The sequence below is a fragment of the Streptomyces sp. ITFR-21 genome, from assembly GCF_031844685.1.
GTDB lineage: Bacteria > Actinomycetota > Actinomycetes > Streptomycetales > Streptomycetaceae > Actinacidiphila.
On record NZ_CP134605.1, the window covers coordinates 6,716,136 to 6,729,744 of the forward strand.

Genomic DNA, 13,609 nt, shown 5'->3' on the forward strand with positions numbered 1-13,609 from the left:
GAAAATTTACATGGACGATGTAGAGTTGCTTACATGTTGAGTCTGGAGCGTCTACGGATCCTGCACGCCATCGACACCTACGGCTCGGTGAGCGCCGCCGCCGACGTCCTGGGCGTCACCACCTCCGCGGTGTCGCAGCAGATGGCCAAGCTGGAGCGGGAGACCGCGCAGACACTGATCGCCAAGAACGGCCGGGGAGTGCGCCTCACCGACGCCGGCCGGCTGCTGTCCGGCCACGCCGACCGGATACTGTCCCTGGTCGAGGTCGCCCACGCCGACCTGGAGGCCCATCGCGGCGCCGCCGTCGGCGAACTGCGGATCGCCGGCTTCCCCACCGCGGTCCGCGGCATGTTCCCCGCCGCGCTCGGCACCCTGCGGCGCGAGCACCCCGGACTGCGCCCGGTCGTCCACGAGCTGGAGCCCAAGGAGGCGCTGGCTGGCCTCGCCCGCGGCGACCTCGACCTGGCGGTGGCCCTGGACTGGTACAACAAGCCGCTGTCGCTGCCTGCGGGGCTGGCCAAGGAGCCGCTGCTGGACGACATCGTGGACGTCGCGCTGCCCGCCGGACACCGGCTGGAGGGCCGGGCCGAGATCACGCTCGACGAGCTGGCGGGCGACGAGTGGATCACCTGGCCGGACGGCGGCTTCTGCCACGAATGGCTGCTGTTCACGTTGCGCGGCAAGGGCATCGAACCGCGGATCGCGCACCACGCCGAGGAGCACGCCACGGTGCTGGTGCTGGTCGCCGCCGGTCTCGGTGTGGCGGTGATGCCCCGGCTCGGCCGCGACCCGCTGCCGCCCGGCGTACGCGTCATCCCGGTCCGCCGCACCATGAACCGCCACGTCTTCGCGGTGTGGCGCACCGACGCCGACCGCCGCCCCGCGATCCGCGTCGCCGTCGAGGCCCTCCGCCGGTCGGCCGGCCGCCCCCATGGCGACCGGCCGACCGCGCCCCCCGCACCCGGGGGAAGTCCTTCAGACCAGTGAGACCTCGTCGCCGGAGACGGTGACCTGCTTGGCCGGCAGCGGCTGCGTCGCCGGACCGTCCGCAACCGAGCCGTCCGTGACGTGGAACCTGCTGCCGTGACAGGGGCAGTTGATGGTGCCGCCGGAGACGCTGGCGACCGTGCACCCCATGTGGGTGCAGACCGCCGAGAAGCACTTGAACTGCCCGGTGGCGGGCTGGGTGACGACGACCTTCTGATCGGCGAAGACCTTGCCTCCGCCAACCGGGATCTCCGAGGTCTTGGCCAGCGCCGTACCGCCCCCGGCGGGGGCCGATGTGCCGTCCGCGGAGGTGGGCGCCGACGAGGGCGCGCCGGTGTCCGACGGCGAGGAGGAGCCGCCCGCGTCCGAACTGCTGTCCGAGTCCGAGCCGCAGGCGGCCAGCACGGCGACCAGCCCGATGCCGCCCGCTGCGGCGACGACACCGCGGCGGGTGGGGGTCAGGGGGAGTCGGGAGGATTCTTCGGGCATGGTCTGCGTCCTGTCCGCTCGTGGAACCAGGCGGCGCCTCGGCGCCCGGCAGCGTGCTTTCACGCGTGCCCGTCCATACGGTTGGCCGCGGCGGAACGCTCAGCGACACGCACGGGAATTCCGACCGGTGGCGCGGCGGCAGGCTCGGCGAGGCGGTGTGAGCGCGCCCCGGCGGCGGCAGGACCGGCCCGGCGGCCTGTCGGCGCTACCGCCGGTGATCTCGTCCAGGAGGGCGGTCCGTACCCGGCTGGGGCCTGTCGTTCGGATCTCCGCGGCGGGGCGGGGCCCGCACACCCGCCGCGTTCTCGTCGGTCGGCGACACACCCGGCCACACCGCCTCGCCTGCCTCCTCTCCCTCCTCCGCCTCGCGGCCGCAACGCACCGGACCCGCTCGGCCGCCCACGGAGATCCAAGCCATAGGCCCTAGCCTGGGGGGATGCTGAGAGAAGTGACGGGCATCCGCTATGTCACGCCGCTGCGCGAGGGTGGCTCGGTGCCCGGTGTGGTCGAGGCGGACGACTACGGCACCTATGTGGTGAAGTTCGCCGGTGCCGCGCAGGGCCGGAAGGCGCTGGTCGCGGAGGTGATCGCCGGCGAGCTCGGCCGGCGGCTGGGTCTGAGGGTGCCCGAACTGGTGCGCTTCGACTTCGACCCGGTGATCGCGCTCGGCGAGCCCGACGAGGAGATCCAGGACCTGCTGAAGGCGAGCGGCGGGCTGAACCTGGGCATGGACTTCCTGCCGGGCGCCCTGGGCTTCGACCCGCTGGTCTTCGAGGTGGACCCGGCCGAGGCGAGCCGCATCGTCTGGTTCGACGCCCTCATCGGCAACGTCGACCGGTCATGGCGCAACCCCAACATGCTGGTCTGGCACCGGAACGTATGGCTGATCGACCACGGGGCCTCGCTGATCTGGCACCACAACTGGAAGTCGGCGGCCGCCGCTTCGGCCAAGCCGTACGACGCCTCCGACCACGCGCTGTCCCGTTTCTCGCCCGAACCCGCCGCCGTGGCCGCGGAACTGGCGGCGCGGGTGACCGACGGGCTGCTCACCGAGGTGACCGCGCTGGTGCCCGACGAGTGGCTGGTGGACGAGCCCGGCTTCGACACGCCCGACGACGTACGCCGCGCCTACCGTGAGCTGCTGGGCGCCCGCGCGGCGGACATCCACGAGCGGATCACCACCGGGGTGCGGCAGCACAGGCAGCCGCCGCCGGAGTGGCTGCGCCCCTGGGTCGAAGGGAAGAACGCCAAGTGAGCGGGCGCGACGTCTACGAGTACGCGCTGGTGCGGGTGGTGCCGCGGATCGAGCGCGGCGAGATGATCAACGCGGGCGTGCTGGTGTACTGCCGGGCGCAGAGCTACGTCGGCGCCCGGGTGCACCTGGACGAGGCGCGGCTGCGCTGCCTGGACGCGGAGGTGGACGTGGCCGGGGTACGGGCGGCGCTGCGCGGCTACGAGGGCGTCTGCGCGGGCGGTGAACGGGCCGGGCAGGCCGCCGGCGACGACCCGGGCCGCCGCTTCCGCTGGCTCACCGCGCCGCGCAGCACCATCGTGCAGCCCGGCCCGATCCACACCGGGCTCACCGCCGACGCGGACAAGGAGGCGGACCGGCTGCTGGCGCTGCTGGTGAGGTGAACCGGCGGATTCCGGCGGCCGGGGCGGGCGCGGGCGCCGGGCGGGTCGGACGCGGGGCCGGCACACACGGCGGACGCGGGCTGGACGCGGGGCCGACAGCAGGGGCGGCCGTACGGACGGGTGTGCGAGCGGGCTGGACGCGCGGACCCGTGCCCGGGCGGCCTCGCCGGTGGTCGGCGTTGACACTGGGTCACGGCCCTCCTACGGTTTCCGCTACGGACCTACTAAGCGGTCGCTCATGCGCGGGGCGCGTACGCGGCCGCCCGCCACACCGGGCTGAGGAGACACAGATGTCCACCACCGAGCAGCGCGTCGCGATCGTCACCGGCGCCGCACGCGGAATCGGCGCCGCCACCGCGGTACGGCTGGCCGCCGAAGGCCGCGCCGTCGCCGTACTCGACCTCGACGAGAGCGCCTGCAAGGAGACCGTGGAGACCGTCACCGCGGCCGGCGGCAAGGCGATCGCGGTCGGCGCCGACGTCTCCGACGAGGCACAGGTCGAGGCCGCCGTCGCCAAGGTCGCCGGCGAACTGGGCGCGCCCACCGTCCTGGTCAACAACGCCGGCGTGCTCCGCGACAACCTGCTGTTCAAGATGACCGCCACCGACTGGGACACGGTGATGGGGGTCCACCTGCGCGGCGCCTTCCTGATGACCCGCGCGGTCCAGAAGCACATGGTGGACGCGAAGTTCGGCCGGGTCGTCAACCTCTCCTCGTCCTCCGCGCTCGGCAACCGCGGCCAGGCCAACTACTCCGCCGCGAAGGCCGGCCTGCAGGGCTTCACCAAGACCCTCGCCATCGAGCTCGGCAAGTTCGGCGTCACCGCCAACGCCGTCGCCCCCGGCTTCATCGTCACCGACATGACCGCCGCCACCGCGGCCCGGGTCGGCATGGGCTTCGAGGACTTCCAGGCCGCCGCCGCCACCCAGATCCCGGTCCAGCGGGTCGGCCGGCCCGAGGACGTGGCCAACGCCATCGCCTTCTTCACCGGCGACGCCGCCGGCTTCATCTCCGGCCAGGTCATGTACGTGGCCGGCGGCCCGCTCAACTGACAAGCGCGAGGGTGCGATCCGACATGACCCAGCTACCCCCCGACAGCGGCCGCGTAACCCTGATCACCGGCGCGAGCCGCGGCATCGGCTACGGCATCGCCGAGGCGCTCGTCGCCCGCGGCGACCGCGTCTGCATCACCGGACGCAACGAGGACGCCCTCAAGGAGGCCGTCGAGCGGCTCGGCGCCGAGCGGGCCGTCGGCGTGGCCGGCAAGGCCCACGACGAGAACCACCAGGCGCTCGCGGTCGAGCGCACCATGGAGGCGTTCGGCCGGATCGACCACCTCGTCAACAACGCCGGCACCAACCCGGTCTACGGCCTGCTCACCGAACTCGACCTCGCCGTCGTCCGCAAGGTCTACGAGACCAACGTGATCTCGGCGCTCGGCTTCGCCCAGCGCACGTGGAAGGCGTGGCAGAAGGAGAACGGCGGCGCCATCGTCAACATCACCTCGATCGCCGGTCTCGCGCCGGCGCCGCTCATCGCCGCCTACGGCATGAGCAAGGCGGCCATGGTCAACCTCACCGTGCAGCTCGCCGCCGAGATGGCACCGGGCGTGCGGGTCAACTCCATCGCCCCGGCGGTGGTGAAGACCAGGTTCGCCGCCGCGCTCTACGAAGGCCGTGAGGAGGAGGCCGCCGCCGGGTACCCGCTCCAGCGGCTCGGTGTGCCCGAGGACATCGGCGGCGCCGCCGCCTTCCTGCTGTCCGAACAGGCCGCCTGGATCACCGGCCAGAACCTGGTCGTCGACGGCGGCCTCTTCCTGCGCGCGGGATCCTGACCGGGACGCAGCGCGGGCCGCGGTGAGGCGGCCCCGTGCGTCCGGCTCCCCGAGTCCGGCCCCGGGCGGCGGCCCCGACCGGCCGTCACCCGGGGCCTGCACGCTGCCGGACGCCGCTGTCAGTGGGGGGCGGTACGTTCTTGGGCGGCAACTGATGATCGCTTACCGGAGGTTCCTGACGTGCCCAGCATGCTGCCCGACTCCTGGGAGACCGCACTCGGCGAGGAGTCGGACAAGCCGTACTTCAAGCGGCTCACCGACTTCGTCGAGGCCGAGCGGCGCGAGCACCGGGTCTTCCCGCCGCGCGACCAGGTGTTCGCCGCGCTGGAGGCGACCCCGTTCGACCGGGTGAAGGTGCTGATCCTCGGTCAGGACCCGTACCACGGGGAGGGCCAGGGGCACGGCCTGTGCTTCTCGGTGCGGCCCGGTGTGAAGACCCCGCCCAGCCTGCGCAACATCTTCAAGGAGCTGCGGGACGAACTGGGCTACCCGGTGCCGGACAACGGCTACCTGATGCCGTGGGCCGAGCAGGGTGTGCTGCTGCTCAACGCGGTGCTCACCGTCCGTGAGGGCGAGGCCAACTCGCACAAGGGCCAGGGCTGGGAGAAGTTCACCGACGCGGTGATCAGGGCGGTGTCGGGGCGGCCGGACCCGGCGGTGTTCGTGCTGTGGGGGAACTACGCGAAGAAGAAGCTGCCGCTGATCGACGGCGACCGGCACATCGTCATCCAAGGCGCCCACCCGTCGCCGCTGTCGGCCAAGCTCTTCCTCGGCAGCCGGCCCTTCGGCCAGATCGACGACGCAATCAAGGCGCAGGGGCACGACCCGATCGACTGGCGGATCCCCGACCTCGTCCCGGTCGCCGGCTGACCGCCGTACCGCCGGACTGCCGCCGGGTCCGAGGCTAACCGCCGTACTGCCGGTGGCAGATGGCGGCCGCGTCACTGCCCGGCGCCCAGCCGCCGTACTGCTCGCCCAGCGCGCACACCGCGCTACCGGTCGGCACCGGGATGACAGACGGGAGTGTCCCGCGGCGGGGCGCGAGAGGGGCGGGAGCCGGTCGCCGGGCCTGCCGCGGGGACCGATGGACCGGGGTCCGCGGGGTGGCGGACGGCTTCGTCTCGGTCGTGCCCATCGCCTTGCGGGCCGGTCCCACCACCGACGACCGCCCGTCGCCGTGGCCCGGCTGCTGCCCGGCGGACGAACCCGTCGCCGACGACCCCGGCGCGGGTGGCGGCGCCGTGCGGGCGGACACGGTGGTACATCCGGTCGCGGCGCAGACGGCCAGCAGGACCAGGGCGAGCGGGGGAACGGCGCAGGGGCCGAGAGGAGAGCGGCGCACCCCCGCAACTGTGCCCCGGTTCCGCGCGGTCGCCTATTCCCCCGAGGAGTGATCGTCCCGCCGCCGAACACCCCTCCTCACCCGTACGGGAGCGCCACCTCACCCGTACGGCGGCGGGCTGGCCGGCCCGGACCCGAAGGCCGCCCGTGCCCCCTGCCGAAAGGCGTCGCGCACCAGGAAGCAGTCGGCCCGCTCCGCGCCGCACTGCCGCCCTCACGGCCGCGACCGGCCCGTATGCTGCGATGACACCCGTACGGCGACCCGGGCGGACGAGCCGGCCGGTCGACGCCGGCACACGGGGGCCGGAGGAGTCGGGCGACATGACAGGAGCGGGCATGGCACCGGGTGGCACCCCTTTGAAGATCGGCGTCATCGGACTCGGTGACATCGCGCAGAAGGGCTATCTGCCGGTACTCACCGCCCAGCCTGGCCTCGAACTCCACCTGCACACCCGCAGCCGGGCGACGCTGGAGCGGGTCGGCGACGCCCACCGGCTGCCGCACCGCCACACCTCCCTGGACGCGCTCCTCGACCAGGGGCTCGACGCCGCCTTCGTGCACGCGCCCACCGAGCACCACGTGGAGATCGGCACCCGGCTCCTTGAGGCCGGCATCCCGGCCTATGTCGACAAGCCCTTCGGCTACGACCTGGCGAGCGCCCGGCGACTGGTTGAGCTCGCCGGAGAACGCCGGGTGAGCCTGATGGCAGGCTTCAACCGCCGCTACGCGCCCGGTTACGCCCAGTGCCTCGATCACCCCCGCGACCTGATCCTGATGCAGAAGAACCGGGTCGGCCTCGCCGCGGACCCGCGGGACGCGGTCTTCGACGACTTCGTGCACGTCGTGGACACCCTGCGGTTCCTCGCCCCCGGCGAGATCGAGCAGGTCCAGGTGTCGGCCGGGGTGCGCGGCGGGCTGCTGCACCACGTCGTGCTGCACCTGTCCGGCGACGGCTTCACCGCGATCGGGTCGATGAACCGGATGAGCGGCTCCACCGAGGAGAGTCTGGACGTCAGCGGCGGCGACACCCGCCGCCAGGTGCTCAACCTCGCCGAAGTGGTGGACCACAAGGGCCAGCCGACGGTACGCCGCCGCGGCGACTGGGTGCCGGTGGCCCGCCAGCGCGGTCTGGAACAGATCACCCTGGCGTTCCTCGGCGCGGTACGCGACGGCAGACTCCTCGACGCGCGGGACGCGCTGCGCACCCACGAACTGTGCGAGCGGATCGTCACCCAGATCACCGGCTGACCCACCGGTACTCCGCCTGGCCCCCTGGCGGTGTGCGGTGAGCTGACGGCTGACCGGCGGCCCTGTGTCCAGGCGTTCCTGGTGGCCCGGTTGGCGCCCTACGCGGTTCCGGCGGTTCCGGCGGCCGGCGGGAGCGCCGGCGCCGGGCGGCGCACCCGGCCCGTGACCTCGTACACGAGCGCCGACAGAGCCAGCAGCAGAGCCAGCCGCGGCACCCAGTCACCGAACCGCACGTACAGGCTGCGGCCGCCGGCCAGCGGTACCTGGTAGACGGTGGCGGTGCTGGCACTGGTGCCGATCCGGTGGCCGACCGGGTGGCCGTCGGCGTCGTACACCGCGCTGATCCCGGTCAGCGTGGCGTGCACCATCGGCCGCCAGTCCTCGGCGGCCCGCAGCGCGGCCAGCGAGGCGTGCTGGGCGGGCGCCCAGCTGTCCTGGAAGGACGAGGTGGACGACTGGGCGATCAGCAGCTCGGCGCCGTCGCCCGTCAGATGGCGGCTCATGTCGGGGAACGCGGACTCGAAGCAGACCAGCGGCCCGAACCGCACCTTCCCGGTGTCCATCACCACCTGCCGGGTACCGGGCGTGCGGTCCGTGCCGGCCGCCTTGCCGACCGAGGTGGCCCAGCCCAGCGCCGAACGCAGTGGGACGTACTCGCCGAAGGGCACCAGCCGCATCTTGTCGTACGTCGGGCCGCTCACGCCGTGCGGCCCGATCAGCTCGGAGGTCTTGGAGATGCCCTTGCCGTCGGCGCGTTCGGCGTCCACGTTGATCAGCAGGTCGGCGCCGACCTCGCGGGACAGGGCGGTCAGCCGGGCGGCGGTCCGCGGATGGTCGGCCAGGTCGACGCTGACGCTGCTCTCCCCCCACACCACCAGGTCGGGGTGCGTACCGGCCACTTCCCGGGTCAGCTGCTCCTCCCGGCCGAACCGGCTGTCGCCGGTCGGCAGCACGCCGGACTGCACGACCGCGATCCGTACCGACCCGGACTCCTGCGGACGCGGCGCCCACAGCCACACCGTGGTGGTGGCCACGGCCGCCACCGCCAGGGCGGTCACCGCGGGGCGGCGCACCGCCGGCGCCACCAGCAGCGCCAGCAGGCAGGTGTTGACCAGCACCACCAGAAAGCTGACCAGCCACACCCCGCCGACCGAGGCGAGCCGCAGCGCCGGCGGCACCTGCCACTGGCTGGCGCCGAGCAGCCCCCAGGGGCCGCCCAGGTACTGCCAGGACCGCACCAGCTCCACCGTCAGCCAGGCCGACGGCACCAGCACGGTCGCCGACGCGACCTGCCCCGGACCGGAACCGGGCCCGAGCAGCCGGCGTACCGCCCAGCCCCAGGGCGCCCAGAGCGCGCCCAGCAGCAGGGCCAGCGCCACGATGAACACGTTCAGGCTCGGCAGCAGCCAGTGGTGCACGGCCAGCATGAAGCCCGCGCCGCCGAGCCAGCCGTCGACCGCGGCCCGCCGGCCGGTGGGCGCCGAACGGGCCAGCAGCATCCACGGAACCAGCGCCACGTAGGCCAGCCACCACAGGGACGGCGCAGGGAAGGCCAGCGCGGGCAGCGCCCCGGCCAGTGCCACGGCCGCACCGCGCCACCAGGGCGACGACAGCCGGGCCGTGCCGCGTCGCTCGGCCGTCACCGTCATGAACCCGCTCCCTCGACCGTCCCGCGCGTCCGCCGGGGCGGTCCAGCCGCTCCGGTCCTCAGCTCACCACGCGCGACATGCCGTACATCCGGCGCACCGATCCCGCCGCACCCGGCAGCTCTCGTCGGTCGGTGTTCCTTCGTCATCCCGCACGCATCTGCACGGTACTGGTACGAGGGGGGCGGACGGGCCCGGTCAGCCGTCCGGGGGCTGCTCGCCCTGGTGTGCGGCGCGGCGCCGGATGACGGCGGTGGCGGCCACCGCCGAGGCGGCGAAGGCCGCGGCGACGACCCAGGGGCGGTTCAGGCGGTGGCCGGTGACGTGGTCGAGGGAGAAGCGCCCGGGACCGGCGAGCCCCAGCGCGGCGGCGGTCCAGCCGAGGAGGCCGGGGTGTTCGAAGCCGCCGTCGATCGCGAAGAAGCCGGCCGGGGCGTGCACGGACACCGCGCCGGCCATCGCGCCGGCCGCCGCCGCGCCCGCCGCCGGTGTGGCGAGCCCCAGCGCCAGCAGGGCGCCGCCGCCCGCCTCGCCGAGCCCGGCGGCCAGCGCGGCGGACCGGCCCGGGCGGAACCCCATCTGCTCCATGCCCCGGGCGGTGCCGTCCAGGCCGCCTTTGCCGAACCAGCCGAAGAGCTTCTGGGCGCCGTGCGCGAACAGCACCGAGCCGGTGCCGAGGCGCAGCGCGAGCAGTCCGAGATCCCTGCGGTCCGCAGCGGACATGGCCGGGTCCTCTCCTCAGATGCCGTCGCGCAATCCGGAGCCTTGCGGACGCCGGAACGGCCCCGGCACCGGAAGTCCTCGGACACCGCGGTCCGGCGGCCGGAGTCGGCCCGCGCCCGTACGGCCGTGAGCCCGCCTCCAGTCTCGGCACCGCGCGGGCCGCCCCGCACGGCCGTACGGTCCGTCCGGGTGAACGGCCAGTTTCGAACCGGCTCAGGGCAGCCGGTTCCAGGCGGTCAGCACATGCCGTCCGTGCTCTATGCCGAGCCGGCCGACCGTACCGGTGGCCAGCTGGAACAGCGCGCCGTCCGCCGCCCGCAGGCCGAGCCGCCGCGCGGTCAGTACCCGCAGGAAGTGGGCGTGGGCGACCAGCACCACGTCGCCGCCCTCGCTGTTGGTGAAGGCGGCGTCCACCCGGGCCAGCACCCGGTCGGCCCGGTCGCCGACCTCCTCCGCGGTCTCACCGGGATGCCCGTCGGGACCGGGGACCACCCCGTCGGTCCACAGGTCCCAGCCGGGCCGGGTCCGGTGGATCTCCCGGGAGGTCACGCCCTCGTAGCCGCCGTAGTCCCACTCCCGCAGGTCGGGGTCGATCCGGGTCTGCTTCAGGCCGGCCAGTTCGGCGGTGTGCCGGGCCCGCCTCATCGGACTGGTCAGGACGGCGCTGATGTGCCGGGAGGCCAGCAGCGGCGCCAGCGAGCCGGCCTGCTCCTCGCCGTGGGGCGTGAGCGGCAGGTCGGTGTAGCTGGTGTGCTGCCCGGACAGGGTCCACTCGGTCTCCCCGTGCCGGATCAGAACAAGCTCGCCCATCGAGCACACCTCCCGTGACGCCCCGCGGCGCCGCGGTCTTGATCATACGTCGCGGGCCCGGCCGCACCAGCCGGACCAGGTGGCCGCCGCCTGCCAACTCCTTTACGCGGGGGCAACCGTAAGGCGCGGGAAAGGCCTCCTGCGGCCTCCCCTCGTTACGATGGCGGCGGACGCGCCCGGCCGCGGACCCGCGCCCGGCCGGACCGACCGCCCTACAGGACCCAGCAGCCCAGGAGCCGGTATGAACGACGCCCCCCGCACCTACGACGTGGTGGTCATCGGGTCGGGCCCGGTCGGCGAGAACGTGGCCGACCGGACCCGGGCCGCCGGGCTGAGCACGGTGGTCGTGGAGAGGGACCTGGTCGGCGGCGAGTGCTCGTACTGGGCGTGCATGCCCAGCAAGGCGCTGCTGCGGCCGGTGGTGGCCAGGGCCGACGCCCGCCGGCTGCCGGGCCTGAGTGACGCGGTGGCCGGGCCGCTGGACGCGTCCCTGGTGCTGGCGCGCCGCGACGAGTTCACCGCCCACTGGAAGGACGACGGCCAGGTGAGCTGGCTGGAGTCGGTCCACGTCGACCTGGTCCGGGGCCACGGCAGGCTCGACGGCCCCCGCACGGTGGTGGTGACGACCCCGGACGGCGGCACCGTGACGCTCACCGCCCGGCACGCGGTCGCGCTCTGCACCGGTACCGGCGCCGCGCTGCCCGAGCTGCCGGGCCTGACCGACGTACGGCCCTGGACCAGCCGCGAGGCCACCGGCGCCAAGGACGTCCCGGGGCGGCTGGTGGTGGTCGGCGGCGGAGTGGTGGCCGTCGAGATGGCCACGGTCTGGCAGGCGCTCGGCGCGCAGGTCACCGTCCTGGTGCGGGGCGGCGGGCTGCTGCCGAAGATGGAGCCGTTCGCGGGCGAGCTGGTCGCGCAGGGGCTGCGCGAGGCCGGCGCGGAGGTGCGGTTCGGGGTGTCGGTGGTGTCGGCGATCCGCGAGGACGGCCAGGTGCGGGTCGGTCTGGACGACGGCGGTGAGCTGACCGCCGACGAGATCCTGTTCGCCGTCGGCCGCACCCCGAGCACCGCGGACCTGGGCCTGGACACCGTCGGCCTCACGCCGGGCGACTGGCTGCCGGTCGACGACACCTGCCGGGTCACCGAGGTCGCCGACGGCTGGCTGTACGCGGTCGGCGACGTCAACCACCGGGCGCTGCTCACTCATCAGGGCAAGTACCAGGCCCGTATCGCCGGGGCGGCGATCGCGGCCCGCGCCAAGGGCGAGCCGCTGGACGAGTCGCCCTGGGGCCCGCACGCGGCCACCGCGGACTCCGCCGCCGTGCCGCAGGTCGTCTTCACCGACCCCGAGGTGGCCGCCGTCGGCCTGACCGCGGCGGAGGCCGAGCGGGCCGGACGCCGGACCCGGGTCGTGGACTACGACATCGCCGACGTGGCCGGCGCCGCTTTGTACGGCGACGGCTACCGCGGTACGGCGCGGATGGTCGTCGACCTCGACCGCGGCCATCTGATCGGCGTCACCTTCGCGGGCCCCGGCGTCAGCGAACTGCTGCACTCGGCGACGATCGCGGTCGCGGGCGAGGTCCCGCTGGAACGCCTGTGGCACGCGGTACCCGCGTACCCGACGATCAGCGAGATCTGGCTGCGGTTGCTGGAGACCTACCGGGGCTGACGCCGCCTGCCACGGATGTCCGCTGCCGCTACCTCCCTGGACGGCGGCGGGACGACGTGCTCGCCGGGGTGAGAGCCGTCGGCGGGCACGCGCCGGGCCTACGAGGAGCTGCCGGTAGGCCGGGGGGTTCGGGGGTGCGATGCGAGCGGTCCCGCTGGATCTGTCCGAAGCGGTACGCACCATGCCGCGGTTCGCAGCCGCGGGCCTCGCCGTGGCCGCGGCGGCCACAGTCCTGACCGGTGCCGTCCTGTGGCTGCCGGTCGGCCTGTCTCCCGCCCTGAGCCTGCTCGTCGCCGTGGCGGTCGGGCTGATCTGGCTGCGGCTCACCGCGGGGGTGATCGTCGTGGCGGCGATAAGGCTGCCGGGTTTCTTCGGGACCCTGGCGTCGTCCGGCCAGGCCGGCGCGGTGGGCCATCGGGTCGCGAGTCCGGGCAACCACCCGCACCCGGCGACCACCGCCGTCGGTACCTGGGCGGCCGTCCAGGAGCCGGACCAGGCGGACTCCTCGGGGTATGGGTACGAACACTCCGACGGCAGCCCCCTTCCGCGCGTTGTACTGCCCCTTCGCCGGAACGATCAGCGAGACGACCCTCAACGCGCCGTGCTCCGCTACGACGAGATCCGCTACGACGAGATCCTCTTCGCCGACCCGGTGAGCGCGCGTGTCCGCGCGGGCCTCTACGACGTCGGACACGCCCGTTTCCACATGCCGTCCGACGTCGCCGCGTCCCTTGAGCGGGACTGGGCGCTGGTCGGCGACCACTACCGACGACCTCGCGGCCCTGAGTCCTGAGGACTGCTCGTGCTGCCGGGAACGCACGTACGACCAACGCGCGCAGTTCCGCGCCTTTTTGCAGGGCGTCGTGCGCACCACCCGGGCCGAGCCCTGATCGCCGGAGCCGGTGGCGCACATCGAGGACCGGCTGGCCGACGCCCGCCGCGAGATCGACGACCACGCCCGGTCCATGCGCGACGCACCTTGACGGGCCTGGCGGTAACCGCCGCGCCCGCGCTGCTGGCGACGGTCTTCCCGGCCGTCTCGCCGTTCACCGTGCTGCTGTTCGGCGGTGGCCCGCTCACCGCCATCGTCCAGGGCCCGGTGCGCGAGGTGCTCTCCCGGTGGCGGAAGCGCGACCGGAGAACGAGCAGCCTCGCCAATTCGATGGATCTACCGAAGCAACGGTGACGGTCACGTGTCCGCGGCGGTGGACACGTGTCGGCGGG

General features: G+C 73.9%; 15 protein-coding genes. 10 read left to right on the top strand and 5 right to left on the bottom strand.

Going from position 1 to position 13,609, the window contains the following annotated elements; translation table 11 throughout:
* Nucleotides 1–33: 33 nt before the first annotated feature.
* Complete coding sequence (locus RLT57_RS30000) at nt 34–987, top strand: LysR family transcriptional regulator (RefSeq protein ID WP_311300395.1); 954 nt, start codon at nt 34–36, stop codon at nt 985–987.
* Here RLT57_RS30000 and RLT57_RS30005 read toward each other — a convergent pair.
* On the bottom strand, nt 976–1,476 hold the full coding sequence (locus RLT57_RS30005) for a Rieske (2Fe-2S) protein (protein ID WP_311300396.1): 501 nt from the start codon (nt 1,474–1,476) through the stop codon (nt 976–978). The genes RLT57_RS30000 and RLT57_RS30005 overlap by 12 nt on opposite strands.
* A 436-nt stretch (nt 1,477–1,912) precedes the next feature.
* On the opposite strand from RLT57_RS30005, the gene RLT57_RS30010 reads away from it, so the two are divergent.
* The 5 genes from RLT57_RS30010 (at nt 1,913) to ung (ending at nt 5,815) form a co-directional block, all read left to right on the top strand.
* The gene (locus tag RLT57_RS30010; RefSeq protein ID WP_311300397.1) at nt 1,913–2,731 is read left to right on the top strand and encodes a HipA family kinase; all 819 of its coding nucleotides are present in this window, start codon (nt 1,913–1,915) and stop codon (nt 2,729–2,731) included.
* On the top strand, nt 2,728–3,111 hold the full coding sequence (locus RLT57_RS30015) for a DUF3037 domain-containing protein (protein ID WP_311300398.1): 384 nt from the start codon (nt 2,728–2,730) through the stop codon (nt 3,109–3,111). Before RLT57_RS30010 ends, RLT57_RS30015 begins: the two co-directional genes overlap by 4 nt.
* A 290-nt stretch (nt 3,112–3,401) precedes the next feature.
* Complete coding sequence (gene fabG, locus RLT57_RS30020; RefSeq protein WP_311300399.1) at nt 3,402–4,163, top strand: 3-oxoacyl-ACP reductase FabG; 762 nt, start codon at nt 3,402–3,404, stop codon at nt 4,161–4,163.
* A gap of 23 nt (nt 4,164–4,186) precedes the next feature.
* Nucleotides 4,187–4,945 (top strand): SDR family oxidoreductase, encoded by a 759-nt coding sequence (locus RLT57_RS30025; RefSeq protein ID WP_311300400.1) that lies wholly within the window; start codon nt 4,187–4,189, stop codon nt 4,943–4,945.
* A gap of 189 nt (nt 4,946–5,134) precedes the next feature.
* Nucleotides 5,135–5,815, top strand: coding sequence for a uracil-DNA glycosylase (gene ung / locus RLT57_RS30030; RefSeq protein ID WP_311300915.1), 681 nt, complete (start codon nt 5,135–5,137; stop codon nt 5,813–5,815).
* A gap of 34 nt (nt 5,816–5,849) precedes the next feature.
* Here ung and RLT57_RS30035 read toward each other — a convergent pair whose 3' ends face one another.
* Nucleotides 5,850–6,287, bottom strand: a complete 438-nt coding sequence (locus RLT57_RS30035; RefSeq protein WP_311300401.1) for a hypothetical protein — start codon at nt 6,285–6,287, stop codon at nt 5,850–5,852.
* Nucleotides 6,288–6,643: 356 nt separating this feature from the next.
* Between RLT57_RS30035 and RLT57_RS30040 the strand changes: the two genes are divergently transcribed.
* Nucleotides 6,644–7,534, top strand: a complete 891-nt coding sequence (locus RLT57_RS30040; RefSeq protein ID WP_311300916.1) for a Gfo/Idh/MocA family protein — start codon at nt 6,644–6,646, stop codon at nt 7,532–7,534.
* Nucleotides 7,535–7,632: 98 nt separating this feature from the next.
* Here RLT57_RS30040 and lnt read toward each other — a convergent pair whose 3' ends face one another.
* From lnt to RLT57_RS30055, 3 genes are all read right to left on the bottom strand, one after another.
* Nucleotides 7,633–9,183, bottom strand: coding sequence for an apolipoprotein N-acyltransferase (gene lnt / locus RLT57_RS30045; protein WP_311300402.1), 1,551 nt, complete (start codon nt 9,181–9,183; stop codon nt 7,633–7,635).
* A 195-nt stretch (nt 9,184–9,378) separates the two neighbouring features.
* Nucleotides 9,379–9,903: a DoxX family protein gene (locus RLT57_RS30050; protein ID WP_311300403.1), complete on the bottom strand. Its 525-nt coding sequence runs from the start codon at nt 9,901–9,903 to the stop codon at nt 9,379–9,381.
* A 213-nt stretch (nt 9,904–10,116) separates the two neighbouring features.
* Nucleotides 10,117–10,713, bottom strand: coding sequence for a histidine phosphatase family protein (locus tag RLT57_RS30055; RefSeq protein ID WP_311300404.1), 597 nt, complete (start codon nt 10,711–10,713; stop codon nt 10,117–10,119).
* A 241-nt stretch (nt 10,714–10,954) separates the two neighbouring features.
* Here RLT57_RS30055 and RLT57_RS30060 point away from each other — a divergent pair, with 241 nt between their 5' ends.
* The 3 genes from RLT57_RS30060 to RLT57_RS30070 all read left to right on the top strand — a co-directional run bounded on the left by RLT57_RS30060 (nt 10,955) and on the right by RLT57_RS30070 (nt 13,571).
* Nucleotides 10,955–12,385 carry a dihydrolipoyl dehydrogenase family protein gene (locus RLT57_RS30060; RefSeq protein WP_311300405.1) on the top strand — a complete coding sequence of 477 codons (1,431 nt, stop codon included), beginning with the start codon at nt 10,955–10,957 and terminating at the stop codon, nt 12,383–12,385.
* 181 nt (nt 12,386–12,566) lie between these two features.
* Complete coding sequence (locus RLT57_RS30065) at nt 12,567–13,178, top strand: hypothetical protein (protein ID WP_311300406.1); 612 nt, start codon at nt 12,567–12,569, stop codon at nt 13,176–13,178.
* Nucleotides 13,179–13,364: 186 nt separating this feature from the next.
* The gene (locus tag RLT57_RS30070; RefSeq protein ID WP_311300407.1) at nt 13,365–13,571 is read left to right on the top strand and encodes a hypothetical protein; all 207 of its coding nucleotides are present in this window, start codon (nt 13,365–13,367) and stop codon (nt 13,569–13,571) included.
* Nucleotides 13,572–13,609 lie beyond the last annotated feature (38 nt).